24 protein-coding genes are annotated in these 25632 nt (G+C 67.0%); 12 read left to right on the forward strand and 12 right to left on the reverse strand.

The annotated features are described in order from the left end of the window. Window positions 1–184: 184 nt before the first annotated feature. From HNP46_RS07060 to HNP46_RS07075, 4 genes are all read left to right on the forward strand, one after another. Entirely contained in the window at window positions 185–1537 is a 1353-nt protein-coding gene (locus tag HNP46_RS07060; RefSeq protein ID WP_184587199.1) for a TolC family outer membrane protein, read from the forward strand. Window positions 1538–1570: 33 nt separating this feature from the next. After that, window positions 1571–3727, forward strand: a complete 2157-nt coding sequence (locus tag HNP46_RS07065) for a type I secretion system permease/ATPase (protein ID WP_184587201.1) — start codon at window positions 1571–1573, stop codon at window positions 3725–3727. Beyond that, the gene (locus HNP46_RS07070) at window positions 3717–5087 is read left to right on the forward strand and encodes an HlyD family type I secretion periplasmic adaptor subunit (RefSeq protein ID WP_409372407.1); all 1371 of its coding nucleotides are present in this window, start codon (window positions 3717–3719) and stop codon (window positions 5085–5087) included. The genes HNP46_RS07065 and HNP46_RS07070 overlap by 11 nt, the downstream gene beginning before the upstream one ends. 272 nt (window positions 5088–5359) lie before the next feature. Further along, complete coding sequence (locus HNP46_RS07075) at window positions 5360–5905, forward strand: hypothetical protein (protein WP_184587203.1); 546 nt, start codon at window positions 5360–5362, stop codon at window positions 5903–5905. A gap of 39 nt (window positions 5906–5944) precedes the next feature. On the opposite strand, the gene HNP46_RS07080 is transcribed toward HNP46_RS07075, so the two are convergent. From HNP46_RS07080 to HNP46_RS07100, 5 genes are all read right to left on the reverse strand, one after another. Next, entirely contained in the window at window positions 5945–6586 is a 642-nt protein-coding gene (locus tag HNP46_RS07080) for an NAD(P)-dependent oxidoreductase (RefSeq protein ID WP_184587205.1), read from the reverse strand. 125 nt (window positions 6587–6711) lie between these two features. Further along, window positions 6712–7596, reverse strand: coding sequence for a 3-hydroxyisobutyrate dehydrogenase (mmsB, locus tag HNP46_RS07085; protein WP_184587207.1), 885 nt, complete (start codon window positions 7594–7596; stop codon window positions 6712–6714). A gap of 136 nt (window positions 7597–7732) precedes the next feature. Further along, window positions 7733–8836, reverse strand: a complete 1104-nt coding sequence (locus HNP46_RS07090; protein ID WP_184587210.1) for an enoyl-CoA hydratase/isomerase family protein — start codon at window positions 8834–8836, stop codon at window positions 7733–7735. Window positions 8837–8846: 10 nt separating this feature from the next. Beyond that, window positions 8847–9665: an enoyl-CoA hydratase gene (locus HNP46_RS07095; protein WP_184587212.1), complete on the reverse strand. Its 819-nt coding sequence runs from the start codon at window positions 9663–9665 to the stop codon at window positions 8847–8849. Between the two features lie 289 nt (window positions 9666–9954). Beyond that, complete coding sequence (locus tag HNP46_RS07100) at window positions 9955–11118, reverse strand: isobutyryl-CoA dehydrogenase (protein WP_184587214.1); 1164 nt, start codon at window positions 11116–11118, stop codon at window positions 9955–9957. Window positions 11119–11268: 150 nt separating this feature from the next. On the opposite strand from HNP46_RS07100, the gene HNP46_RS07105 reads away from it, so the two are divergent. The 4 genes from HNP46_RS07105 to HNP46_RS07120 all read left to right on the forward strand — a co-directional run bounded on the left by HNP46_RS07105 (window position 11269) and on the right by HNP46_RS07120 (window position 13940). Then, window positions 11269–12147 carry an AraC family transcriptional regulator gene (locus HNP46_RS07105; protein WP_184587216.1) on the forward strand — a complete coding sequence of 293 codons (879 nt, stop codon included), beginning with the start codon at window positions 11269–11271 and terminating at the stop codon, window positions 12145–12147. Between the two features lie 102 nt (window positions 12148–12249). Next, window positions 12250–12816, forward strand: coding sequence for a hypothetical protein (locus HNP46_RS07110; protein WP_184587218.1), 567 nt, complete (start codon window positions 12250–12252; stop codon window positions 12814–12816). A 54-nt stretch (window positions 12817–12870) separates the two neighbouring features. Further along, window positions 12871–13563 carry a uracil-DNA glycosylase gene (gene ung, locus HNP46_RS07115; protein WP_184587220.1) on the forward strand — a complete coding sequence of 231 codons (693 nt, stop codon included), beginning with the start codon at window positions 12871–12873 and terminating at the stop codon, window positions 13561–13563. Window positions 13564–13568: 5 nt separating this feature from the next. Next, window positions 13569–13940 carry a hypothetical protein gene (locus HNP46_RS07120; protein WP_184587222.1) on the forward strand — a complete coding sequence of 124 codons (372 nt, stop codon included), beginning with the start codon at window positions 13569–13571 and terminating at the stop codon, window positions 13938–13940. Window positions 13941–14017: 77 nt separating this feature from the next. Here HNP46_RS07120 and HNP46_RS07125 read toward each other — a convergent pair whose 3' ends face one another. The 4 genes from HNP46_RS07125 to HNP46_RS07140 are packed head-to-tail and all read right to left on the reverse strand — an operon-like array spanning window position 14018 to window position 18362. Beyond that, window positions 14018–15538, reverse strand: coding sequence for a tripartite tricarboxylate transporter permease (locus HNP46_RS07125; protein WP_184587224.1), 1521 nt, complete (start codon window positions 15536–15538; stop codon window positions 14018–14020). Window positions 15539–15548: 10 nt separating this feature from the next. Continuing rightward, entirely contained in the window at window positions 15549–16016 is a 468-nt protein-coding gene (locus tag HNP46_RS07130) for a tripartite tricarboxylate transporter TctB family protein (RefSeq protein WP_184587226.1), read from the reverse strand. Window positions 16017–16065: 49 nt separating this feature from the next. Continuing rightward, the gene (locus tag HNP46_RS07135; RefSeq protein ID WP_184587229.1) at window positions 16066–17043 is read right to left on the reverse strand and encodes a Bug family tripartite tricarboxylate transporter substrate binding protein; all 978 of its coding nucleotides are present in this window, start codon (window positions 17041–17043) and stop codon (window positions 16066–16068) included. Window positions 17044–17072: 29 nt separating this feature from the next. After that, on the reverse strand, window positions 17073–18362 hold the full coding sequence (locus tag HNP46_RS07140) for an OprD family porin (protein WP_184587230.1): 1290 nt from the start codon (window positions 18360–18362) through the stop codon (window positions 17073–17075). 287 nt (window positions 18363–18649) lie between these two features. Between HNP46_RS07140 and HNP46_RS07145 the strand changes: the two genes are divergently transcribed. After that, the gene (locus tag HNP46_RS07145) at window positions 18650–19321 is read left to right on the forward strand and encodes a response regulator (protein ID WP_184587232.1); all 672 of its coding nucleotides are present in this window, start codon (window positions 18650–18652) and stop codon (window positions 19319–19321) included. Continuing rightward, entirely contained in the window at window positions 19314–20720 is a 1407-nt protein-coding gene (locus tag HNP46_RS07150; RefSeq protein WP_184587234.1) for a sensor histidine kinase, read from the forward strand. The genes HNP46_RS07145 and HNP46_RS07150 overlap by 8 nt, the downstream gene beginning before the upstream one ends. 258 nt (window positions 20721–20978) lie before the next feature. Here HNP46_RS07150 and HNP46_RS07155 read toward each other — a convergent pair whose 3' ends face one another. Together HNP46_RS07155 and HNP46_RS07160 are read right to left on the reverse strand one after the other, a co-directional pair. Next, window positions 20979–21815, reverse strand: a complete 837-nt coding sequence (locus tag HNP46_RS07155; protein WP_184587236.1) for an HDOD domain-containing protein — start codon at window positions 21813–21815, stop codon at window positions 20979–20981. Window positions 21816–21861: 46 nt separating this feature from the next. Then, the gene (locus HNP46_RS07160; protein ID WP_184587238.1) at window positions 21862–22797 is read right to left on the reverse strand and encodes a YgfZ/GcvT domain-containing protein; all 936 of its coding nucleotides are present in this window, start codon (window positions 22795–22797) and stop codon (window positions 21862–21864) included. 156 nt (window positions 22798–22953) lie between these two features. Here HNP46_RS07160 and HNP46_RS07165 point away from each other — a divergent pair, with 156 nt between their 5' ends. Both HNP46_RS07165 and HNP46_RS07170 read left to right on the forward strand, forming a co-directional pair. Next, window positions 22954–23208 (forward strand): succinate dehydrogenase assembly factor 2, encoded by a 255-nt coding sequence (locus tag HNP46_RS07165; RefSeq protein WP_017516651.1) that lies wholly within the window; start codon window positions 22954–22956, stop codon window positions 23206–23208. Continuing rightward, on the forward strand, window positions 23192–23644 hold the full coding sequence (locus tag HNP46_RS07170; RefSeq protein ID WP_184587240.1) for a protein YgfX: 453 nt from the start codon (window positions 23192–23194) through the stop codon (window positions 23642–23644). Before HNP46_RS07165 ends, HNP46_RS07170 begins: the two co-directional genes overlap by 17 nt. Here HNP46_RS07170 and nadB read toward each other — a convergent pair. Next, on the reverse strand, window positions 23613–25229 hold the full coding sequence (nadB, locus tag HNP46_RS07175) for an L-aspartate oxidase (RefSeq protein WP_184587242.1): 1617 nt from the start codon (window positions 25227–25229) through the stop codon (window positions 23613–23615). The two genes, HNP46_RS07170 and nadB, sit on opposite strands and share 32 nt — an antisense overlap. Window positions 25230–25632: the final 403 nt, after the last annotated feature.

The raw sequence follows: 25632 nt of genomic DNA on the forward strand, positions 1-25632 counted from the left end.
CGACTGCCATCCTAAACAATTGGCAAATCGATGTCACTTTGATATCGGGTGCTCGCGTAAAAAAATTTAGCGTGAAATTGATCACGCTTTTCGATGCTTCCTTGCAGCGCATTCGCCGGTCTTTTGACGCTTTTTGCGCCAATCGAATCGCTGCGGCTATCTCACTGATAAGGATGTTTTCCTCATGCGTCTGCGATTCGCTGCTGTTGTGCCCTTTGCCCTCTCATTCGTCGTTCCCGCCCATGCCGACAGCCTCACCCAGGCCATGCAGAAAGCGATGGACTACCACCCGGAAATCCAGGCCGGGGTGAACTCCCGCCTGGCCGCCGACAAGCAGCTGCGCGCTGCGAAGGGCGGCTACCTGCCGTCCGTCGACCTGACCGCCGGTTATGGTCGCGAAGGCTCCGACAACACCACCACCCGAGCGAACGGTGACCACGACTGGAAGACCCTGAACCGTGGCGAATCCAACCTCGCCCTGCGCCAGATGGTCTTCGATGGCTTCGCCACCTCCAGCGAAGTCGGCCGCCAGCAGGCCAACGTCAACTCCCGCGCCTATGCGCTGCTGGGCACCTCCGAGCGCACCGCGCTGGACGTCGCCCAGGTCTACATCGATGTGCTGCGCCGCCAGGAAATGGTCCGGCTGGCCGAGGAAAATCTGAAGAACCACCAGCGCGTCTACGACCAGATCAGCCTGCGCAGCTCGCGCGGCGTCGGCCGCCTGGCGGACCAGGACCAGGCCGAAGCACGCCTGGCCCAGGCGCAGAACAACCTGATGACCGAGCAGACCAACCTGGCCGATGCCCGCACCAACTACTACAGCGTGGTGGGCAGCGATCCGCTGGAACTGACCGATCCCAGCGGTCTTGTCGGCCAGTTGCCCGAAGACCTGCAGGCCGCCCGTCGGCAGCTGGTGGAGAACAGCCCGATCCTGCGCTCGGCGGAATCCGACGTGGCAGCGGCCGAGAAACAGTACGAAGCGGCGAAATCGACCTTCTATCCGAGATTCGATGCAGAACTTTCCCGCGGTGCCGATAACAACCTCGACGGAGAAGAAGGCCACAACAACGAATGGCAGGCCATGCTGCGCATGCGCTACAACCTGTTCGCCGGTGGCAGCAACAAGGCCGAGCTGGAAGCCAAGTCCTACGAGGCGAACCAGGCCCTGGATATCCGCAACAACGCCCTGCGCCAGTTGAACGAGGAACTCGGTTTGTCCTGGAACGCCCTGAACAACGCCCGCGACCAGCTGCCCATCGCCCGCCAGTACGTGGACTACAGCACCCGTGTGCGCGAGGCGTACCAGAAGCAATTCACCATCGGCGAGCGTACCCTGCTCGACCTGCTGGACAGCGAGAACGAACTGTTCAACGCTTCGCGCCGTCTGGTCGACCTGAAGTACACCGAGCTGTTCACCCAGTACCGCATCAAGGCGACCCTGGGCGAGCTGCTCAAGAGCCAGGGCGTGGTAGCGCCGCTGGCCTCGGTGGCGTCGGAAAACATCAAACCGAAAGTCCAGCTCCCCGGCCTGAACTGAGCCGGCCCATAGTCCAGCCAAGAGAACACCCGCGTGGATCAAGAAGTCAGTGCAGTTCCCTTAAGTCATGATCCGCGCGGTCTGCTGGACGACCCGCTGCTGGACAGCCTGCTGACGCTCTGTCAGCTGCACCAGAAGCCGGCCAGCCGCGCCATGCTCACCAACGGGCTGCCGCTGCCCGGCCAGCGCCTGTCCGCCGAACTGCTGCCGCGCGCCGCCGCGCGTGCCGGCCTGCAGGGGCGCCTGCTGCAGCGCAGGCTGGAGCAGATTCCCGCGCTGGCGATGCCGGCCATGCTGCTGCTGCGCGAAGGGCGCTGCGCGGTGCTGCTGGGCTGGGAAAGCAACGGCGATGCGCGCCTGCTGCTGTCGGAAAGCGACGGCGGCGAAGTGCGCGTCACCCGCGAGCTGCTGAGCGAGGACTACGCCGGCCAGGCCTTCTTCGCCCAGCCGCAGCACAAGTTCGACCTGCAGCACGGCGAGCTGATCCCGCGGGTCAAGAGCTGGTTCCGCGATACCTTGAAGCGCTCGCGCTGGCTGTACGTCGACGCCGTCGCCGCGAGCCTGCTGATCAACCTGATCGCCCTGGCCGCGCCGCTGTTCGTGATGAACGTCTACGACCGCGTGGTGCCCAACCAGGCCGCCGCCACCCTCTGGGTACTGGCCATCGGCATCAGCGGCGCCTACCTGTTCGACCTGCTGCTCAAGACCATGCGCGGCCTGTGCCTGGACCTGGCCGGCAAGAAGACCGACCTGATCATCTCGGCGACGCTGTTCGAACGCATCGTCGGCATGAGCATGAAGTACCGTCCGGCGCGGGTCGGCTCGTTCGCCCAGAACATCCACGAATTCCAGACCCTGCGCGACTTCCTCAACTCGCTGACGCTGACCACCCTGATCGACCTGCCGTTCACCCTGCTGATCCTGCTGGTGATCGGCATCATCGGCGGGCCGCTGGTGTTCGTCCCGCTGGTCGCCTTCCCGCTGGCCGCGGGCCTGGGCTGGCTGCTGCAGCGGCCGCTGGTGGAAACCATGAACCGCACCATGGCCCTGGCCGCCGAGCGCCAGTCGAGCCTGATCGAGACCCTCGCCAGCCTCGACGCGGTGAAGGTCAACAACGCCGAAAGCGAGCGCCAGTACCTGTGGGAACAGACCATCGGCACCCTCAGCCGCCTGGAGCTGCGGGTCAAGCTGCTGTCGACCCTGGCGATGAACCTCACCGTGCTGATCCAGGCCCTGGCCGGGGTCATCATGATCATCGGCGGCGTCTACCTGATCATCGCCGGCGACCTCTCCATGGGCGGCCTGATCGCCTGCTACATGCTCAACGGCCGCGCCCTCGGCCCGCTGACCCAGCTCTCCGGGCTGATCCAGCGCTACCAGCAGGCGCGCCTGTCCATGGCCACCACCAACCAGATGATGGAGCTGCCCCAGGAGCGCAACGCCGACGAACGTCCGCTGACCCGCTCGCAGCTGCGCGGCGCCATCGAGATGCGCGGTCTGGACTTCGCCTACCCGAACCAGCAGGTCGCGGCGCTGCACGGCATCAACCTGCAGATCCGCGCCGGCGAGAAAGTCGGCATCATCGGCCGCAGCGGCTCGGGCAAGAGCTCCCTGGCGAAACTCATCGTCGGCCTGCATCAGCCCGACAACGGCAACCTGCTGGTCGATGGCGCCGACGTGCGCCAGCTGGACATCAGCGAGCTGCGCCACAACATCGGCTACGTGCCGCAGGACATCAGCCTGTTCAGCGGCACCCTGCGCGACAACCTGGTGGCCGGCGCCCGCTACATCGACGACGAACGCGTGCTGGAAGTGGCCGAGCTGACCGGCGTCAACGAGTTCGCCCGCCTCCATCCGCAGGGCTACGAACTGCAGGTCGGCGAGCGCGGCCTGAGCCTGTCCGGCGGCCAGCGGCAGAACGTCTCGCTGGCTCGCGCGCTGTTGCTCGACCCGCCGATCCTGCTGCTCGACGAGCCCACCAGCGCCATGGACAACGCCGGCGAGGAACGCCTGAAGCAGCGCCTGCAGGCGATCATGGGCGAAAAGACGCTGCTGCTGGTCACCCACCGTGCCTCCATGCTCAGCCTGGTGGACCGCCTGGTGATCATCGACAAGGGACGCATCATCGCCGACGGTCCGAAGGACGTGGTGATGGATGCACTGAAGAAGGGGCAGATCAGTGTCGCTTAATCCCAAGGGCAATATCCGCCACGGCATCGGTGGCTATTTCAAGGGCAGCGACAGCCTCTCCGGCCAGCCGCTTCCGGAAGTCAGCAAGGCCCTGATCGAGGATGCGCCGCGCGTGGTGCGCCTGACCATCTGGGTGCTGATCGGCTTCGTCGCCTTCCTCCTGCTGTGGGCGCATTTCGCCAGGATCGACGAGGTGACCCGCGGCGAAGGCAAGGCGATTCCCTCGTCCAAGGTGCAGAAGATCCAGAACCTGGAAGGCGGCATCGTCTCGCAGATCTTCGTCCATGAAGGGCAGGTGGTGCAGGCCGGCGAGCAGCTGATGCGCCTGGACCCGACGCGCTTCCAGTCCAACGTCGGCGAGACCGAGGCCGATCGCCTGGCGATGTTCCTGCGCGTGGAGCGTCTCTCCGCCGAGGTGGAAGATCGCCCGCTGAACATCCCCGACGACGTGCGCGCCAAGGTGCCCGGCCAGGCCAGCAGTGAAGAGGCGCTGTTCCACAGCCGCCAGCAGCAGCTCACCGATGAAACCGACGGCCTGCAGCAGCAACTGGTGCAGAAGCAGCAGGAACTGCGCGAGTTCGTCTCCAAGCAGGCCCAGTACCGCAACAGCCTGAACCTGCTGCGCCAGGAAATCTCCATGTCCGAGCCGCTGGTGGCCCAGGGCGCCATGTCCCAGGTGGAGCTGCTGCGCCTCAAGCGTGGCGAGGTGGAGAACCGCGGCCAGCTGGATGCCACCACCCTGGCGATCCCGCGTGCCGAGGCGGCGATCAAGGAAGTCGAACGCAAGGTCGCCGAGACCCGCTCGCGCTTCCGCAGCGACGCCCTCAAGGAACTCAACGAGGCCCGCACCGAACTGAGCAAGGCCACCGCCACCGGCAAGGCGCTGGAAGACCGCGTCAGCCGCACCCTGGTCACCTCGCCGGTGCGCGGCATCGTCAAGCAGCTGCTGGTGAACACCATCGGCGGGGTGATCCAGCCAGGCAGCGACCTGATCGAGATCGTCCCGCTGGACGACACCCTGCTGGTGGAAGCGCGCATCCGTCCGCAGGACATTGCCTTCCTGCGTCCCGGCCAGCACGCCATGGTCAAGTTTACCGCCTACGACTACACCATCTACGGCGGCCTGCAGGCGGACCTGGAACAGATCGGCGCCGACACCGTCACCGACGAGGACGGCAACAGCTTCTACCTGATCAAGCTGCGCACCCGAAAAAGCCACCTGGGCACCGACGACAAGCCGCTGCTGATCATCCCCGGCATGGTGGCCAGCGTGGACATCATCACCGGCAAGAAGAGCATCCTCAGCTACCTGCTCAAGCCCATCCTGCGGGCCAAGGCCGAGGCGCTGCGCGAGCGCTGAGTTCGCCGAGCCACTGCAAACGGGCCGCCCCAAGGGTGGCCCGTTTCGTTTGCGCACCGAGTGCGGCGACGGGGTGGCCATTCGTAGGAGCGGACTCCGTCCGCGATTGGCCCCGCGTCCTGCCGGAGATGAGTTGTCCTGCGCAAGGCGAGCCTGTGATCCACAGAGACGACTGCAAGCGCGTCCCCACTTTCGTACTCTTCCTCTCGCTTTTTCCGCAGTGCGACGGCAACCTTGGGCTCTTCTCCATTCGCCGCAACGGAAGCTCGATCATGAACAGGATTTCACTGCTGACCCTGGCGCTGCTGGCCGCCCTGGGCACGTCCAGGGCCTTTGCCGAAGATGCAGCTGCTGGCTCCAGCGCCCTCAAGGACTCCGCCAAGGCGGCGGTATCCTCGGCCATTTCCGCGGGCAAGAACCTGCTCGGGGGCGTCTCGGATGGTGTCACCGAAGGCCGCGAGTCGGCCCAGGGCAGCGACGGCTCGATCGTGGTCTCCAGCCTCGCGCAGATGGAGGGCCAGGTCAGCGTGCAGCTGCTCAAGGTCGAAAGCTCCGAAGACGGCAACCTGACGGCTCTGCTGGGGTTCAAGAACGCTACCGACAAGCCGCTGCGGCTGATCAACCTGCGCCAGACCGGCGCCTTGCTGGCCATCGACGAGGAGGGCTACTCCAGCTCGCCTTTGTCGGGACCGATCAATCCGGACGACGTGACCATCCCGGCGAAGACGGGCGTGCGGCAGAAGTTCGTGTTCGAAGGGCCGACAGCGGCCGTGCAGTCGATTCGCCTCTGGGGGCGTGATTTCGAGGTCAAGCGCTGATCATGACGGCCCCGCCTGCGGGCGGGGCTGTCGACTTCATCAGTAGGCTACGGTGAACCGCTGCTGGTGATGGTTGGCCTGCTCGGCCTCGTCGATCATCGCTACCGCCAGGTCCGGCAGGGAGATGCGGCTTTCGCCGTTGCCATCGAACAGTACCTGGTCGCCGCCGAGGCGGAAGCTGCCGGTGCGGGTTTCGCCGTCGAGCAGCATGGCCGGGCTGAGGAAGGCCCAGTCCAGTTCCTTTTCGCCGCGCAGCTGGTCCAGCGCGTCGGCCGCGCCCAGTGCGCCCTGTTTCCATTGCTCGGGGAATTCCGGGCTGTCCACCAGGCGCTGGCCCGGAGCGATCTCCAGGCTGCCGGCGCCGCCGAGGACCAGCAGGCGCTTCACGCCGGAAGCTTTCACGCCATCAAGAATGGCGCGACTGCCCTTGGCGTGGCTGCCACGGATGTCCGGGTTGCCCCAGCCGGCATTGAAGGCGCTGACCACTGCATCCTGGCCGGCCACCGCGCGGGCAACCTGGGCCGGGTCGTAGACATCGGCCTGGACCACTTTGAGGTTGTCCCGCGCCGGCAGCTTCGCCGGATCGCGCACCAGCGCCGTCACCGTGTGGCCGCGACGCAGGGCCTCTTCGAGGAAGTAATGGCCGACGTGGCCGGTGGCGCCGATCAGGGCAAGTTTCATGGAATCACCTTTTTGTGGGAGAGGCTGCCGCACGCTGGCGGCCGGTGATCCATCTTCGACTCGGCGGGGCAGGGGATAAAGCCGTGCCGGCGCCATGCACTCGTAAGCCTGACTTCACAATGGCGTCATTGATCGAAGAGTTTCTGCACCACCGAGAAGTCCTGCTCACCGTGCCCCTGTTTCACCAGCAGCCGGTATATCGCCAGCGCCAGGCTGCCCATGGGCGTGCTGTTGCCGCTGACCTGGGCGGTCTCCAGGGCCAGGCCCAGGTCCTTGGTCATCAGCGAGGCCATGAAGCCGCCGCTGTAGCCGCGCGAGGCAGGGGCGTTCTCCATCACCCCGGGCCACGGGTTGTACACCTCCAGTGCCCAGTTGCCGCCGGAGCTGCGCCGCATGATCTCCGACAGCACCGCCGGGTCCAGGCCGTTGGCGGCGCCCAGGGCTAGGGATTCGGCGGTGCCGATCATCAGCACGGCGAGCAACTGGTTGTTGCACACCTTGGCGACCTGGCCGGCGCCGTCGCCGCCGGCGTGGAAGATGTTGCGGCCCATGGCGGCGAACACCGGCTGGGCACGTTCGAGCACCTCGGCGTCGCCGCCGACCATGAAGGTCAGGGTGCCGGCGATGGCGCCGCCGGTGCCGCCGGAGACCGGGGCGTCGAGCATCGGGATGCGTTTGTCCGCCGCGGCCTGGTGGACCTTGCGCGCCGAAGCGGGAGCGATGGTCGAGCACTCCAGCACCAGGGTGCCGGGGGCGATGTGTTCGAGCAGGCCTTCGTTGCCGAGGTAGAGCCCCTCGACGTGCTGGCTGGCCGGCAGCATGGTGACCACCACGTCGGCGCCGTCCACCGCGTCGTGGGCGCTGCGCGCAGCGCTGGCACCCTGGACGACCAGGCCGTCGACGGCACTCTGCACCAGATCGAACACACGCAGCAGGTAGCCGGCCTTGATCAGGTTGGCGGCCATGGGGGCGCCCATGTGGCCGAGGCCGATGAAGGCGATGGTTTGCATGCTGGTTTCCTCCTGTTCAACCACAGAAGCACTCCAGCGCTGCATGGATCATGTAGGAGCGAGCTTGCTCGCGAACCGGCCCCGCAGCGAAGCCGTTCGCGAGCGAGCTCGCTCCTACAGGGGACGACCGCCGCGGCTACAGGTCCGCCAGCGGATGCTCGCCCTCCCAGGTCGCGTCGAAGTGCGCATTCACCACAGCATCAGGTATGGCAGCGATATCCGGCCAGTGCCAGTGCGGCGCGTTGTCCTTGTCGATCAGCCGGGCGCGCACGCCTTCCGGGAACTCCGGGTGGCGGCAGCAGTTCAGGCTCATCGCGTACTCCATGCGGAAGACTTCGGCAGTCGACAGATGGCGTGCGCGACGGATCTGCTCCCAGACCAGACGGGCGGTCAGCGGGCAGCCCGAGGCGAGGGTCTTCGCGCCCCTGGCGATCAGCGCATCCGCGTCGTCGGTCAGCGCGGTCAGCGCGTTCCAGGCTTCGGCGACGTTGGCGCAGTCCAGCACCGCGTCCAGGCGCTCTCTGCGCGGCAGCAGCTGGGCTTCGGGCAACTCGCCGCGGGCCTCGTGCTCCAGCGCCTGGAGCAGGCTGTGCAGCTGCACGTCAGCCTGTTCGCGCCAGTTCAGCTGCACCAGGCCTTCGATCAGGTCTTCCTGCTGGGTATCGAGCAGGAAGCGGTCGGCGAGGTCCAGGTCCAGCGCGTCGCGGGCGTTCATCTGCGTCGCGGTCAGCCCGAGGAACAGGCCGAGGCGGCCCGGCAGGCGGGCGAGGAACCAGCTGGCACCGACGTCGGGATACAGGCCGATGTTGATTTCCGGCATGGCCAGGCGGCTGCTGGGGGTGACGATGCGCACGCCGGCGCCCTGCATCAGGCCCATGCCGCCGCCCATCACGTAGCCGTGGGCCCAGCAGATCAGCGGTTTGGAATAGGTGTGGATGAGGTGGTCCAGGCGGTATTCGTCGGCGAAGAAGCGCCGCGCCAGCTCCGGTACCTCGCCGGGCCGCTCGCGGCAGGCATCGACCAGCTTGCGTACGTCGCCGCCGGCGCAGAAGGCCTTGCCGCCGTTGCCGCGCAGCACCACGCAGGCGATCTGCGCGTCGTCCTGCCAGACGCGCAGCTGGTGGTTCATCGCCTCGATCATCGGCAGGCTCAGGGCGTTCAGGCTCTTCTCCGCGTCCAGCGTCACCACGCCGATGCGGAAGCCATGCAGGCCGGGGCGTTCTTCGAACATCACATTCATCGTCGGGCCCTTATTGGTTGCGCCAGTGCGGATCGCGTTTCTCGAGGAAGGCATTGACGCCTTCGCGGGTGTCGTCGGCGTCGAACAGGTCAACGAAGCGCTCGCGCTCCTCCGGCAGCCAGGTGCTCGGGCCGCGCTCGCGTGCGCCCTGGATCAGCGGCTTGATGGTGCGTACCGCCACCGGGCTCTGCCGGGCGACCTTGGCCGCCAGCAGCAGGGCGGTGCCGCGCGCTTCGCCGCTATCGACAACCTGCTCGACCAGGCCGATGCGCAGGGCGGTGTCGGCATCGATGCGTTCGCCGCAGAGGATCATGCGCTTGGCCCAGCCTTCGCCGACCAGCCAGGGCAGCGCCTGGGTGCCGCCGGCGCAGGGCAGCAGGCCCACGGTGGCTTCGGGCAGGGCCATCTGCGCCTGGCGTTCGGCGATGCGGATGTCGCAGGCCAGGGCGCACTCCAGGCCGCCGCCCATGGCGTAGCCGTTGATCGCGGCGATGGACACGCCGCGGAAGTCGCGCAGCGCCTCGAAGGCTTCGCCGAAGCGGCGGGCCATCTCGCGGGCGCGGGCCTTGTCGCCGTCGGCGAACATGTTCAGGTCGGCGCCGGCGGAGAAGAATTTCGGCCCCTGGCCGGTCACCACCAGGGCGTAGACGTCGTCGTCGCGATTCAGGTGTTCGATGACCTGGCGCAGGCCGATCAGCGAGTCGCGGTCCCAGGTGTTGGCCGGCGGATGGTTGATGGTGATCAGCGCGGTGTGGCCGTGCTTCTCCACCGTCAGCTTGTGGGTCAGGTCGAAGACTCCGGGCTTGTAGGGCTCCAGGGCGTTGCTCATTTGCCATCTCCTTGTCGGTGCCGCCGGCTGGCGGGCGTATGGGCATGGACTCTAGGCGCGCGCGGCGGGGTGCGTCCATGTCCGATCTGTTCAGTTGGCGCCCGTAATCCGGGCGATTTTTCCATTACGTGCCAGGGCTTCCCTCTCCCTAACCCTCTCCCTGAAGGGAGAGGGGACCGTTCGGTGCAGGATGAAATATTGGTGTCAGTCGGCACGATCTGCTCCCTCTCCCTTCAGGGAGAGGGCGGGGGAGAGGGTTGTATCCGCCCACTCCGAATTTGGCGGCGGATCACAGCAGGCGGTCCAGCATCCCACCCTGCTCCAGCAGCCGGCGGGCGACGATGACCCGCATGATCTCGTTGGTGCCTTCGAGAATCTGGTGCACGCGGCTGTCGCGCACCCAGCGCTCCAGCGGGTAGTCGTTGAGGTAGCCGTAGCCGCCGTGCAGTTGCAGCGCCTCGTTGCACAGGGCGAAGCAGCGGTCGGTGGCGAAGCGCTTGGCCATGGCGCAATACAGGGTCGCTTCGCCGTCCTTGTGGTCCAGCTTGTGCGCGGCCAGGCGCACCATCTGTCGGCTGGCGGTGAGGTCGGTGAGCATGTCGGCGAGCTTGAACTGCAGGGCCTGGAACTCGGCCAGCGCCTTGCCGAACTGCTTGCGCTCCTCGACGTAGCGCAGCGACTGCTCCAGCGCCGCCTGGGCCGCGCCGAGGGAGCAGCTGGCGATGTTCAGGCGGCCGCCGTCCAGGCCCTTCATGGCGTAGACGAAGCCCTGGCCTTCCGGGCCGATGCGGTTGCCGGCGGGGATGCGCACGCCTTCGAAGGTGATGGTGCGGGTCGGCTGCGCCTTCCAGCCCATCTTGTCCTCGTTGCGGCCGTAACGGATGCCCTCGGCGTTGGCCGGCACCAGGAAGCAGGAAATGCCCTTGGCGCCTTCCTCGCCGGTGCGCGCCATGACGATCAGCACGTCGGTGGAGCCGGCGCCGGAGATGAAGGTCTTGGCGCCATCCAGCACGTAGTCGTCACCGTCGCGTTTGGCGCGGGTGCGCAGGCGCGCGGCATCGGAGCCGGCGTCCGGTTCGGTGAGGCAGTAGGAGGCCAGCAGTTCTCCGCCGATCAGCCCCGGCAGCCACTGCTCCTTGAGCGCGGCGTCACCGAAGCTGGCAAGCATCCAGCTGGCCATGTTGTGGATGGTCATATAGGCGGTGGTGGCCACGCAGCCGGCGGCCAGTTGCTCGAAGATCAGCGAGGCGGACAGCCGCGACAGGCCCAGGCCGCCGTCTTCCTCGGCGATGTACAGGCCCAGATAACCCTGCTCGGCGGCGCGACGGATCACCTCCACCGGGAAGTGGTGCTGGCGGTCCCAGTCGGCGGCGTGGGGCGCCAGTTCGCGGCTGGCGAAGGCGCGGGCGCTGTCCACCAGCAGGCGTTGTTCTTCGGACAGATCGAAATGCATGCAGCTACCTCTGTTTGTTCTTGTCGGCTACAGCGGCGTGCGCGCGGCACGCTTTGACTGCGGTTATAGCGGTTGCGCTGGCGGCTGTGGATTGACGATCTTGTGTCGGGGATGGACGATCTTGGTATTGCCGCTCCCGGATTACCGCCCATGTCCCGTCCGCTGATCTCCACCTGGCCGCTGCCGCAGCAGGGCGTGCGCTTCATCACACCGCCGCGCCTGCGCCGCGCGCTGGATCGCCACCCGCTCGGCCAGGCCTGCTATCCGCTGGCCCTGGGCTACTACCCGGCGGCGGTGGGGCACCGCATGCAGCGCGAGACTCCGGACGACCACCTGCTGATCTACTGCAGCGCCGGGCACGGCTGGCTGGAAACGGCGGATGGACGATTCGAGGTCGCCGGTGGCGATCTGCTGGTGCTGCCAAAAGGCCGCGCCCACGCCTACGGGGCTGATCCGCAGCGGCCCTGGTCGATCTTCTGGGTCCATCTGGAAGGCCGGCTGGCCGAGGATTTCCTCCGCCCGCTGGGCAAGTCGCCGCGCCTGCGGGTGGGCGTGCAGCCGCGCCTCCTCGGCGAATTCGATGCGCTCCTGGCACTGCGTCGGCAGGGCCTGAGCCTGCCGCACTTCATCCACGCCGCGCACCTGCTGCAGAGCCTGCTGACCTCGCTGGCCCTGCGCCCGGCGCGGGCGCGGCTGAAGTCCGGGCGGGTGCTGGACGTGGAAGCGGTACAGGCGATGATGCGCGAGCACCTGCACGATGCGCTGAACCTCGACGAGCTGGCGGCGCAGTTTCGCCTGTCGCGCTTCCACTTCGCCAAGACCTACCGCGCACTCACCGGCCAGGCGCCGATCCAGGATTTCATCCGGCTGAAGATGACCCACGCCTGCCGCCTGCTCGACCAGGGCAACCTGGAAGTACGCCAGGTTGCCGAGCAACTGGGCTATGCCGATCCCTACTACTTCTCGCGGCTGTTCAAGAGCGTGGTGGGCATGGCGCCCAGTCATTACCGGGCGCTGCATACCGGCTGATGTCCGCTTGGCGCAGGGCGTCTGCCGGGCTGGCATGTGCCACCGTGCAGGCTGGCGCACGGCCCGCTAGTCTGCGGCGACGACAAGAACAAGGACGCCCCCATGCTGCCCGTGATCGCTGAACTGCTGTTGACCCTGGCCTGCGCCGTGGCCGCCTGGCTGGCCTTGCGCGAGCGATATGGCTGGCGGGCGCTGGGATTTCTGTCGATGGGCGTCGCGGCGCTGCTCGGTGCGCTGGAGTATGGCGGCGTCGAGGCGCTGGCCGAGCCGCATCATCTGGCGAGTGTCGTTTCCGGAGCCATCGGCTTGCCGCTGATCGCGCTGGGTCGTTTGGCCGGCTCGCCCGTGCAGCGCGCGCTGGTGCTGCTGGTGTGCATGGCGCTGGTGATGCTGCCGTCGCAGGTCACGCTGCTGACCAACCTTGTCGCGCTGCTGGTCATCGCCTGGCCAGGACGTTCGCGTCGGTACCCACTCGCGTTGATCGGTTCGCTGCTGTTCATCGGCAGCGGCCTGCTGATCGGTACCCGTGGTGAGCTGGCTGGCGTTCCGCGCCGCGAGCTGTTCCACCTGGGCCTGACGCTGGCCATCGGTGCCTGGGCATTCGCTGGGCTAAGCAGCGGCATACCGCGCCTGCCGTGGGCCAGGGCGGTGCGGCACAAGTCGCCTTGACTTGGCCGGGACGCTTGCTTAGCGTGCCGGTTCGTTTCACCAGGCAGACGCACCATGACCAACGAAGATCGCATCAAGCTGGAACCCAGCTGGAAGGAAGCCCTCCACGAGGAATTCGAGAAGCCCTACATGAAGCAGCTGGGCGAGTTCCTGCGTGCGGAGAAGGCCGCCGGCAAGGTGATCTTCCCGCCCGGCCCGCTGATCTTCAACGCGCTGAACACCACCCCGCTGGAACGCATCAAGGTCGTCATCATCGGCCAGGACCCGTACCACGGTCCCGGCCAGGCCCACGGCCTGTGCTTCTCGGTGCAGCCGGGCGTGCCGACGCCGCCCTCGCTGCAGAACATCTATAAAGAGCTGCAACGCGACCTCAACCTGCCGATTCCCAGCCACGGCTATCTGCAGCACTGGGCCGAGCAGGGCGTGCTGCTGCTCAACACCTCGCTCACCGTCGAGCAGGCCCGCGCCGGCTCCCACGCCCAGGCGGGCTGGGGCCCGTTCACCGACAAGGTGATCGAAGTGGTCAGCCAGCGCTGCGAGAACCTGGTGTTCCTGCTCTGGGGCTCCCACGCGCAGAGCAAGCAGAAGCTGATCGACGCGCAGAAGCACCTGGTGCTCAAGTCCGCGCATCCTTCGCCGCTGTCGGCCTACCGCGGCTTCCTCGGCAACGGTCACTTCAGCCGCACCAACAAGTTCCTCGAACAGCACGGCCTCGCGCCCATCGACTGGTCGCTGCCGCCGGTGTGATTGCGATGAATCGGCGTGCGTGGCTGGCGATTCTGCCCGGCCTGATGCTCGGCTTGAATTGCCTCGCCGCCGGTTCTCCTCTCGAAGACTTTCGCTCCAGCGAGTCGATTCACGGCCTGTACGAGATCGACCAGGCGGCCCGCGCTTTCGTGGCCGCCGAGAATACCCGCAACAACACCCACTGGACCGTCGCCGAACCCAACCTCAAGACCCTCGTCGCGCGCTGCAAGGCGCCGCTGGAGACCCGCTGGGGCGAGATTCGCCTGTCTGCGGCGGATGGCCAGGAGCTGCGGCGCAAGGTCGTCGAAGTTGTCTGCGCCAAGTCGGTCAGTGGCGAGGGCTGGACGGTGTCGCTGCGCGTTTCCCACGCTTCCTGATCGCCGCCAAAAAGAGGCCCGCACGAAGGCGGGCCTTGAAAATCGCCGCGCGTCTCGACGCGGCGAGCGTGGTTGCTTCAGGCGGCGTCAGCCACTGCCTCGCGGGTGCGGTTGGCGCGCTTGCGCCAGGCGCGGTAGAGCGGCAGGACCAGCATCAGCGCGACCAGCGTCCAGGTGCCGATGGCAATCGGGCTGGACCAGAGGATGCCCAGCTCGCCGTTGGAGATCGACAGCGCGCGGCGCAGGTTCTGCTCCATCAGCCCGCCGAGGATGAAGCCCAGCAGCAGCGGTGACAGCGGGAAGTCGAGCTTGCGCAGGAGGTAGCCGAGGATGCCGATGGCGACCATCAGGAACAGGTCGAAGGTGGTGGCGTGCACGGCGTAGACGCCGATGGCGGTGATGATCGCGATGCCCGGCACCAGCGCCCAGTTCGGCACCGAGAGGATGCGGGTGAATACCCGGACCATCGGCACGTTGAGGATGATCAGCATGACGTTGGCGATGAACAGCGAGGCGATCAGGCCCCAGACGATGTTCGGCTGTTCCTGGAACAGCAGCGGGCCGGGGGTGATGTTGTACAGGCTGAGCGCGCCGATCATCACCGCGGTGGTGCCCGAGCCGGGGACGCCGAGGGTCAGCATCGGCACCAGGGCGCCGCAGGCGGAAGCGCCGATGGCGGTTTCCGGTGCGGCCAGGCCGCGCATGTCGCCCTTGCCGAACTTGCCGGTTTCACCGGCCAGTTTCTTCTCGGTCATGTAGGCCACGGCGCTGGCCAGGGTGGCACCGGCGCCGGGCAGCACGCCCATGATGAAGCCGAGCAGGCCGCAGCGCAGGTTCACCACCGCCACGGCGCTGGCTTCCTTCAGGTTGAACAGCATGCGCCCGCTGGCCTCGACCATCTTGTGGCCGTGGTGGGTCTTCTCCAGCAGCAGGAGGATTTCGCTCACCGAGAACAGGCCCAGCACCAGCACGACGAACTGGATGCCGTCGGAGACGTGGATATTGTCGAAGGTGAAGCGGTACACGCCGCTGTTGGCGTCGATGCCGACACTGGACAGGAACAGCCCCAGCAGCGCCGCCAGCAGCGTCTTCAGTGGTCGGTCGCCAGCCAGCCCGCCGAGGGCGACGATGGCGAAGACCATCAGCACGAAGTACTCCGCCGGGCCGAAGGCGATCGCCCATTTCGCCAGCAGCGGGGCGAACAGCACCATGCCGCAGGTGGCGATGAAGGCGCCGATGAACGAGCTCCACGCCGACAGCGACAGGGCCACGCCAGCCAGGCCGTTGCGCGCCATGGGGTAGCCGTCGAGGGTGGTCATGACGGTGGAGGCTTCGCCGGGAATGTTCAGCAGGATCGAGGAAATCCGTCCGCCGTATTCGCAGCCCAGGTACACGGCGGCCAGCAGGATCAGCGCCGACTCCGGCGGCAGGCCGAGGGCGAAGGCCACCGGGATCAGCAGGGCCACGCCGTTGATCGGGCCCAGGCCCGGCAGCAGGCCGACGACGGTGCCGATCAGGGTGCCGATCAGCGCGGTAATCAGGTTGTAGGGTGAGAGGGCAACGCCGAAGCCCTGCCCGAGGTAGCTCAAGGTTTCCATGGTCTTTTCCTCAGAGCAAAGGGTCGAGGATGCCCAGCGGCAGCGGGACGTCCAGGGTGCGGTCGAACAGCACGTAGAGGCCGACGGCGAGCAGCGTGGCGGTGATTACGCTGGCCAGCGGGCGACCGCCGTAGATCAGCGCGATGAAGCTGCCGACCAGGGCGCTCGCCGGGATGAAGCCCAGCGGCTCGAACAGGCCGGCGTACACCACCAGCACGGCGATGCACAGCAGCACCTTGACCAGCAGCGCACCTTCCAGCGCGGGCTCGTCGTCCTCGCGCTTGATCGGCGTCGGTCGCGCGATCAGCCAGGCCAGGCCGATGGTCATCAGGGCCAGGCAGAGCAGCGGGTAGGCGCGCGGGCCGACCGGTTCGTAGGAGAAGGGCGCCTGCAAGTTCCAGGCGATCAGGGCGAAGGCGACGCAGGCGAACAGCCAGACGCCGGCGAACAGCCGCTGGAAGAGGCTGGTACGGGACATGGGGAGTCTCCTGGCGCCGCCTTCGCTGAAGGCGGCGCGGCACGGGGCGTTACTGGATGAGGCCGAACTCGCGGGCGAGCTGCTTGTACTGGGCGACCTGCTGCTTCACGTAGGCGTCCAGCTCCGGGCCGGTCATGGCGAAGGGGAACAGCTCGCGCTGGTCGCGCAGCCTGGCGAATTCTTCGCTGGCCAGCAGCTTGTCGAAGGAGGCTTTCCAGAACTGGTAGTCCTCGTCGCTGACCTTCGGCCCGACGTAGAAGCCGCGCACCACAGGCCAGACGATGTCGAAGCCCTGTTCCTTGGCGGTGGGGATGTCGGCCATACCTTCATCCTTCAGGCGTTCCTCGGCGAACACCGCGAGGATGCGCATCTTGCCGGCGCGGATGTGTGGCATGGAGTCGGAGATGTCCGTGCTACCCACCTGGATGTGCCCGCCCAGCAGCGCCGTGGCGATCTCGCCGCCGCCTTCCAGGGCGACGTAGCGCAGCTGCTTCGGATTGATGCCGGCGGCCTTGGCGAGCAGCGCGGTCTGCATCCAGTCCTGGCTGCCGACGGTGCCGCCGGAGCCGATCACCACCTTGCCCGGATCGGCCTTGAGCGCGGCGACCAGGTCGCCGAGGTTCTGGTAGGGCGAATCGCTGGGCACGGCGATGGCGCCGTAGCTGGTGCCCACGGCGGCCAGCCACTTCACGGCGTTCTCGTCGAAGCGGCCGAACTTGCCCTGGGCGAGGTTCAGCAGCGAGCCGCTGGAGAAGGCGGTGATGGTGTTGCCGTCGGCCGGGCGCTGGGCGACCACCGCGTTGTAGGCCACGGCGCCGACGCCGCCGGGCATGTAGGTGACGCGCATCGGCTTGGCCAGCAGCTTTTCGTCCACCAGGGCGCTCTGCGCCAGCTTGCAGGTGAGGTCGAAGCCGCCGCCGGGAGAGGCCGGGGCGATGCATTCCGGGCGCTTGGGCTCGGCCATCAGTTGGCTGGCGGCGAGCAGGGTGGCGCCGGCCAGGGTCAGGTTGCGCAGGACGGTGGACATGGGTCGATTCCTCTCTTGTTGTTGTCGGTTTACCAGAGCGCCAGGGAGTAGCTGAGGTAGATGCGTGTCTCGTCGGCATCGCGGGCGAAGCTGGAGCGGTAGGTGGCGTTGCGCACGCGCACTGCCACGTCCTTGAGCGGACCGCTCTGGACCACGTACTTGATGTCGGTGTTGCGCTCCCATTCCTGGCCGTGACCGTCCATGCCGTTGATTCTGGCATTGTCGCCGCTGATGTAGCGATTCATCAGGGTCAGGCCGGGGATGCCGAGCTTGGCGAAGTCGTAGTCGTGGCGGACCTGCCAGGAGCGTTCGTCGGTCTCGGCGAAGTCGCCGACCTGGACGAAGTTCACCAGATACGGGTTGCTGCCATCGATGTAGGGGAAGGCGCTGTCGCCGCTCATCTGTTGCCAGCCGAGGCTGAACTTGTTGGCGCCGATGGCGTAGCCGAGCAGGCCGTTGAAGGCGCGGTTGTCGATCTCGCCGCCGCGTGCCTCGCCCTGGTCATCGCTGATGGCCAGGCGTACATCCGCGCTGAACTTGCCGGGGCCGAGCGGGTAACTGGCGAGCAGGCCGACGAAGTGCTGGCGATAGACCTCGTCCAGCTGCGCGTAGTGGTAGCGGCCGGTGAGGTGGTCGGTGAATCTATAGTCGCCGCCGGCCAGGTCATAGTGCTTGCCCTCGGCGCTGCCGCCGGAGAAGCGGCGGTTCTTGTTGTTCAGCGCGAGGTCGGTGTAGTCGGTGGAGTCGCGGTCCTTGACCTTCTCCAGGCGCCCGCCGGTGAAGTTCAGGCCGGGCAGGTCGGTGGAGTTGAGCAGGCCGCCCTCGAAGGTCTGTGGGAACAGGCGGCTGTCGTTGGGCTGCAGGGTCGGCAGGTCGGGGATCAGGCTGCCGATCTTCAGCTCGGTCTCGGAGGCCTTGAACTTGGCAGTCAGGCCCAGCTTGCTGTACTCGTCGGCGGCGCGGCCGTCATCGTGGGTCGGCAGCAGGCCGGTGCCGGTGCGGTCGGGCGAGGAGTCGAGCTTCAGGCCGAGCATGCCCATGGCATCGAGGCCTACGCCGATGGTGCCGGGGGTGTAGCCGGACTGGAAATCGAGGATGAAACCCTGCGCCCATTCCTCGCGCTTGGACTGGCCGGCGCCGTCGCGGAAATCACGGTTGAAGTAGATGTTCTGGGTGCTGAGCTTGGCGCTGCTGTCTTCGATGAAGCCGGCGGCGTCGCACAGCGGAGCGAACCCGGCGAAAGCCAGCAGGGCGGGCGTCATACAGCGGGAACTGGGCTTGGCAAAAGCCGGTGCAGCCAAAGGCTGGGCGGTGGGCATCTGTGGTCTCCGTTCTTGTTGTTGTCGCGAAAGGGCACCACGCCGCCTTTCGCTCTGCTGACGGTCTTCGCCGTCGTCGAGTCCGCTTCTCCCACCGTTGCGCCAGGGCAGTCGGCGCGAAAAAAACCACGGGTTGGGAGGCGGCTCGTCAGCGATGCTAACGGGCTAAGCTTTCGCCAGGCTTTCAGTCTTCTTTCGCAGTGATTTCAGCGAATTTCCCCCATTCACAGCGGCGCGTGGATGGGTACACTGCCGGCTCGAACCTGTAGTCCGAGGGGTAGAAACCCGTGCGAATCCTCCTGGTCGAAGACCATCCGCAACTTGGCGAAAGCGTCGCCCAGGCGCTCAAGGGCGCCGGCTGGACCGTGGACCTGCTGCAGGATGGCGTGGCCGCCGACCTGGCCCTGGCCAGCGAGGACTACGCGCTGGCGATCCTCGATGTCGGCCTGCCGCGGCTGGACGGCTTCCAGGTGCTGGCGCGTCTGCGCGAACGCGGCAAGACGCTGCCGGTGCTGATGCTCACCGCCCGCGGCGAAGTGCGTGACCGCGTGCACGGGCTGAACCTGGGTGCCGACGACTACCTGGCCAAGCCCTTCGAACTGAGCGAACTGGAAGCGCGGGTGAAAGCCCTGCTGCGTCGCAGCGTGCTCGGCGGCGAACAGCAGCAGCGCTGCGGCGAGCTGGTCTACGACCTCGGCGCGCGACGCTTCACCCTGGCCGAGCAGGCGATGAACCTGACCTCCCGCGAGCAGGCCGTGCTGGAGGCGCTGATCGCTCGGCCGGGGCGGGTGATGAGCAAGGAGCAACTGGCGGCGCAGGTGTTCGGCCTGGATCAGGATGCCAGCGCCGATGCCATCGAGATCTACGTGCACCGCCTGCGCAAGAAGCTCGAAGGCAGTTCAGTGCGCATCGTCACCTTCCGTGGCCTGGGTTACCTGCTGGAAGCCCAGGATGGCTGAGCGGCGCTGGGGTTTCCTCGGTGTCGGCAGCTTGCGCGGGCGCCTGCTCTGGCGCCTGGGCGGGTTGCTGCTGGTGCTGTTGCTGATCGGCAGCGCGGCCACCTACTGGCGCGCCCGGCATGCCGCTGACATCGCCTACGACCGCACCCTGCTGGCCTCGGCGCGGGACATCGCCGACGGCCTCTACGCCAGCGACGGCAGCCTGCGCGCCAACGTGCCCTACGTGGCGCTGGACAGCTTCGAGTACGACAGCGCCGGGCGCATCTTCTACCAGGTGATCGACCCCCAGGGGCAGATGGTCTCCGGCTACGAGAACCTGCCGGCGCCGCCGCCCGGCACGCCGCGCACCGACGATTACCCGGCGCTGGCCAAGTTCTACGACGCCACCTACGAAGGGCAGGGCGTGCGGGTGGTCAGCCTGCTGCAGCCGGTGAGCCAGCCGACGGTCAACGGCATGGCGGAAATCCGCGTCGCCGAAACCATGGGCGCCCGTGAACGGCTGGCGCGCGACCTGCTTACCGATACCTTGCTCAACCTGGCGCTGTCGGCCATCGCCGCCCTGATGATGGTCTGGTACGCCGTGAGCGCCGGCCTGCGCCCGCTGGATCGCCTGCGCGAAGCGGTGGAGGAGCGCCAGCCGGATGACCTGCGGCCGCTGCCAGTGGTGCGCGTGCAGAAGGAGCTGCGTCCGCTGGTGGCGGCGCTCAACCACTTCACCGTGCGCCTGCGCGGGCTGTTCGACCGTCAGTCGCAGTTTATCGCCGAGGCGTCCCACGAGCTGCGCACCCCGCTGGCGGCGCTGAAGGCGCGGCTGGAACTGGGCCTGCGCGAACAGGACCCGCAGCAATGGCGCGCCACCCTGGCCGAAGCGGTGCAGAACACTGACCGGGTAACCGGGTTGGCCAACCAGCTGCTGTCCCTGGCGCGCGTGGAAAGCGGGGCGCGGGCGATTGCCGAAGGGGCGGGCGAGCGCATCGAGCTGAGCCAGTTGGCGCGCGAGCTGGGTCTGGCCCTGGCGCCGCTGGCCTATTCGCGTGGCGTCGCGCTGGCGCTGGAGGCGGAGGAGCCGGCCTGGGTGAAGGGCGACCCGACGCTGCTCAACGAGCTGCTCAGCAACCTGGTGGACAATGCCATCGCCCATGCGCCGGCCCAGGGCAACGTGATCATCCGCGTGCGCTCGCCGGCGGAGCTGGAGGTGGAGGACGACGGCCCCGGTATTCCGCCGGAGGAACGCGACAAGGTGTTCCGCCGCTTCTACCGCCGCCGCCAGCAGGGCACCGGCCTTGGCCTTGCCATCGTCGGCGAGATCTGCAGCGCGCACCGCGCGCGGATCGAGTTGGGCGAGGGCGAGCTGGGCGGCCTGCTGGTGCGGGTGACCTTCCCGGCGGAAAACGCCTGAGCCAGAAACGCGAAACCCGCCGATCAAGGCGGGTTTCAGCTCTGGGCAAGAGCAAAGGCCCCTCACCCTAACCCTCTCCCGCAAGCGGGAGAGGGAACCGTTCGGTGCAGGGGGAAGCTATAGCGTCAGCCGGTACGGACAGCTCCCTCTCCCTCTGGGAGAGGGTTGGGGTGAGGGGCGGTCACAGGCTCGGACATTCAGGAAGCGTAGGAGCGGACTCCGTCCGCGATCGGTTCCAATCTGCGCCGATCTGCAACCTTACTGCAGCATGCTCATCGCCGCTTCCATCGCGGCGGAGAGGTCTTCGTCTTCCTTCACGTCGGCATTCGGGTCCAGGCCGAGCTTCTTGAACGCCGGGATGGTCGCCCAGTCCAGCTCGGTGTACGGGTGCTGGCTGCCCAGGTAGCTCTGCAGGGTGGCGACCTGGACGATGTCCACGTAGTCGACCTTGGCCGAGTCGCGGCTGAAGTCCAGGTGCTGGCCCGGCACGGCGGCGATCGGCGCCGGGAAATCCCAGGCCTTGAGGATGCGGTCGCCGATGATCGGGTGGATGCGTTCGATCACGTGGTTGAGGCTGATGGAGTCGGCCAGCAGCTCGCTGTGCTCCTCGGCATAGGTGAGGATCGGCAGCACGCCGATCTGGTGCACCAGCCCGGCCAGCGTCGCCTGGTCCGGCGCCAGGCGGGTGTAGTGGCGGCACAGGGCGTGGCAGATGCCGGCGATCTCGGTGCTCTTGGTCCACACCTCGCGCATCTTGCGGTCGACCACGTCGGAGGTGGCCTGGAACATCTGCTCCATGGCCAGACCGGTGGCCAGGTTGCAGGTGTAGTTGATGCCCAGGCGGCTCACCGCCATCTGCAGGTCGGTGATTTCCTTGTTGGTGCGCAGCAGCGGGCTGTTCACCACCTTGATGATGCGCGCGGTGAGGGCTGCGTCGTTGCCGATCACCTTGCTCAGGTCCTGGATGCTGATATCCGGGTCTTCCGCCGCCTCGCGTACGCGCAGGGCGACTTCCGGCAGCGTCGGCAGCACCAGTTCGTCGTTGTCGATGGCCCGCAGCAGTTCCTGTTGTACTTTTTCGGCAAGCTTGCTCATGAAGTTTCCTTGAGGGGGTAACCGGGCTCCCCACCCGGCACGGAATTCAGCGCTGGATCTCGCGATCGCTGTTCAGGACGTAAGGCAGGTCCAGCAGGCGCAGGGGCTGGTCATCACCCAGGCGCACGTTGCCATCGGCGACGGCGTCGTCCTGCAGCACGGCCAGCAGCTCCACGCCATCGGCCGCGCGGGCGGCCAGTACCACCTCGCCGACGCTGGTGGAGTGCACCGGCGAGAACAGCTCGCGGCCGGGCTCCGGCACTTCCGTGCCGTCCAGCTGCAGGCGCTGCAGGCGACGCTTGAGGCGGCCCAGGTACTGCATGCGTGCAACGATTTCCTGGCCGGTGTAGCAGCCCTTCTTGAAGCTCACGCCGCCCACGGCCTGCAGGTTGATCATCTGCGGGATGAACAGCTCGCGGGTGGCGCCGAACACCTGGCCGACACCGGCGCGCACCTGGCCGAGCAGCCAGTCGTTGAGCTCGGCGTGGGGCAGGCGGGCCTGCAGCAGGTCGGCGATAGCGGCGGCGCGTGCGGCCGGCACCCAGAGTTCGACGCGGCCCTGGCCGAGGCCGATGGCGATCAGGCCGTCGGCGCGCGCCACCTGGTCGGCTTCGCCGGACAGGTTCAGGCCCAGGTCGGCCAGTACGGCATCGGCGCCATTCAGGCCATAACGCGCCCACTGGGCGCTGTCATCGGACAGGCTGGCCTTGGAAAACACCGCGTATTTCTTCAGGTCGGTCAGCTGGCTTTCCAGCAGGTCGTTGGCCATGGCCAGCAGGAAGCCTTCGTCTTCGGCGAGGATGCGGAAGCTGGAGGTCATGCGGCCCTTGGGCGTGCAGCGGGCGCCCAGGCTGGAATAGTCGGCGTTGAGGTAATTGAGGTTGCAGGTCAGCTGGCCCTGGAGGAATTTCGCGGCGTCCGCGCCACGGACGGCGAGAATCCCTTCGTGATTGAGTTCGGTGTAGAAAGCAGAGTCGGTCATCACGATTCGCTGGAAGAAAGTTAGGGGCCTCATGATAGAGCTCAGGCCCTGCCTTGTCAGCGGGTGCCGGGGCGCCCGCGCATGCGTATAATGCCGCTCGGCTCGCGCGGTGGCGTCAACTTCGCGGGCATCCGATGTAGACGAGAGGACCTGCAGATGACCGACGAAACCGAACTCAAGCGCCTTTTCTGGCACAGCCGCCGCGGCATGCTGGAACTGGACGTCCTGCTGGTGCCCTTTGTCCAGGAAGTCTATCCGGGCCTGCCGGCCGAGGATCAGGCGCGCTTCCGCAAGCTGCTGGAGTGCGAGGACCAGGACATGTTCGGCTGGTTCATGCAGCGCGGCGAGCCGGAAGATGCCGACCTGCGCATCATCGTTCGCATGATCCTGGACCGTGTCCAGCCGAAGTGACCCCTTCGAGTGCCGCTGGCAACCGTCCATCGGGTTGCTGGCGGCCTACCTCGCCGCCCAGTGCGGCGCCGTCCTGGCGTTGCTGCTGGCGGACATTCCCCTGCACTGGACAACCTTTGGCCTGAGCCTCTGCCTGCTGCATGCCTGCTGGGTCGTGCCTGGGCGGATTCTATTGCGCGCGGCGGATTCGGTGCGTGCGCTGCGCCACAACGCCGAGGGTTGGCAGTTGTGGAGCGAGCGCGAAGGATTTCAGCCGGTGCAACTGATGGCGGACAGCCTGGCGCTGCCTGCGTTGATCGTCCTGCGCTTCCGCCGTCCCGGCCAGTGGCTGTCACGCAGCGTCTGCGTTCCCGCCGATGCCCTGGCGCCGGAACTGCACCGGCGCCTGCGCGTACGGCTGCGCTTCAGCCGCAATAGGTGGACGGCGCCAGGATAGTGTCGCGGGCCTCGGGCAGCAGGTCCGGGTAGTCCAGCGTGTAATGCAGGCCGCGGCTCTCGTGGCGCTGCATGGCGGAGAGGATGATCAGCTCGGCCACCTGGGCCAGGTTGCGCAGCTCGATCAGGTCGCGGCTGACCTTGTAGTTCGAATAGAACTCGTCGATCTCGTCCAGCAGCAGGCGCACCCGGTGCTGGGCGCGCGCCAGGCGCTTGTTGGTGCGCACGATGCCCACGTAGTCCCACATGAAGCGCCGCAGCTCGTCCCAGTTGTGGGCGATGATCACGTCCTCGTCCGAGTCGGTCACCTGGCTGGCGTCCCAGCAGGGCAGTGCCACCAATGTCTGCGCCCTGGGCAGTTCGGCAAGGATGTCGGCGGCGGCGGAGCGGGCGTAGACGAAGCATTCCAGCAGCGAGTTGCTGGCCATGCGGTTGGCGCCGTGCAGGCCGGTGAAGGTGGTTTCGCCGATGGCGTAAAGATTGGGTACGTCGGTACGCCCCTGGGAATCCACCAGCACGCCACCACAGGTGTAGTGCGCCGCCGGCACCACCGGGATCGGCTCGCGGGTGATGTCGATGCCGAAGTCCAGGCAGCGTTCGTAGACCGTGGGGAAATGCTCGCGGATGAATTCGTCGGGCTTGTGGCTGATGTCCAGGTAGACGTAGTCGATGCCCAGGCGCTTCATCTCGTGGTCGATGGCACGGGCCACCACGTCGCGCGGGGCGAGTTCGCCCAGGGCATGGAAGCGCGGCATGAAGCGTTCGCCGTTGGGCAGGCGGAGCAGGGCGCCTTCACCGCGCAGCGCCTCGGTGATCAGGAAGCTCTTGGCCTGCGGGTGGTACAGGCAGGTCGGGTGGAACTGGTTGAACTCCAGGTTGCCGACCCGACAGCCGGCGCGCCAGGCCATGGCGATGCCATCGCCGGAGTTGCCATCCGGGTTGCTGGTATAGAGGTAGACCTTGCTGGCGCCGCCGGAGGCGAGCACGGTGAAGCGCGCGCTGAAGGTATCGACCTCGCCGGTGGCGCGGTCGAGGACGTAGGCGCCGAGGCAGCGTTGGCCGTTCATCCCCAATTTCTGCTCGGTGATCAGGTCGACGGCGACCCGTTGCGACAGCAGTTCGATGTTCGGGCGTTGCCGGGCCTGCTCCAGCAGCGCGTTGAATATGGCGGCGCCGGTGGCGTCGGCGGCGTGGATGATGCGCCGGTGGCTGTGGCCGCCCTCACGGGTCAGGTGGAATTCGAAGCTGCCGTCTTCGCGGCCCGGCTCATGGTCGCGGGTGAACGGCACGCCCTGCTCGATCAGCCACTGGATGGCCTCGCGGCTATGCTCGACGGTGAATTTCACCGCGTCCTCGCGGCACAGGCCGGCGCCGGCGACCAGGGTGTCCTCGACATGGGACTCGACGGTATCGGTGTCATCCAGCACGGCAGCGACGCCGCCCTGGGCCCAGAAGGTGGAGCCCTGGGACAGTTCACCCTTGCTCAGCACGGCGATCTTCAGGTGCGCGGGCAGCGTCAACGCCAACGTCAGGCCGGCGGCCCCGCTGCCGATCACTAGGACATCGTGCTGGAAATGCTGACTCATACCCGGCTCCACAAAATGGCGCCCTAGTATATAGAAGGGGGCCACGGCACAATACTGGCGAACCGATGACACCGCAGCCGCTCGCGGCGCGCAGGCAGTCGCAGGGCGGCCGGCCCCGAGCCCCGCTCAGCCGGCGCGCCAGGCGGAACAGAGGGTGCTTCGTCGGGGCAAAGATTGCAGCAATTAGCCGGAACTTTTTCAGGGGTTCCGGTTCGAACGCGGAATACCCAATCCACTTTTCGCGCAGATTGACCTTGCGCGGAAGGGGAGCGGGTGTTCCGCCCGGTACGGTTGAATTTGACGGGCTTCGGACACATGTCGAGGTCCGATTGCCGCCGATGTGAAAAAACTGTGCGGCGCATGCTTGGAGGGGAGAACTTTTGCAAAAGGCCCGAGTCTATCT

This window comes from Pseudomonas nitroreducens (genome assembly GCF_014204515.1).
Lineage (GTDB): Bacteria > Pseudomonadota > Gammaproteobacteria > Pseudomonadales > Pseudomonadaceae > Pseudomonas > Pseudomonas nitritireducens_A.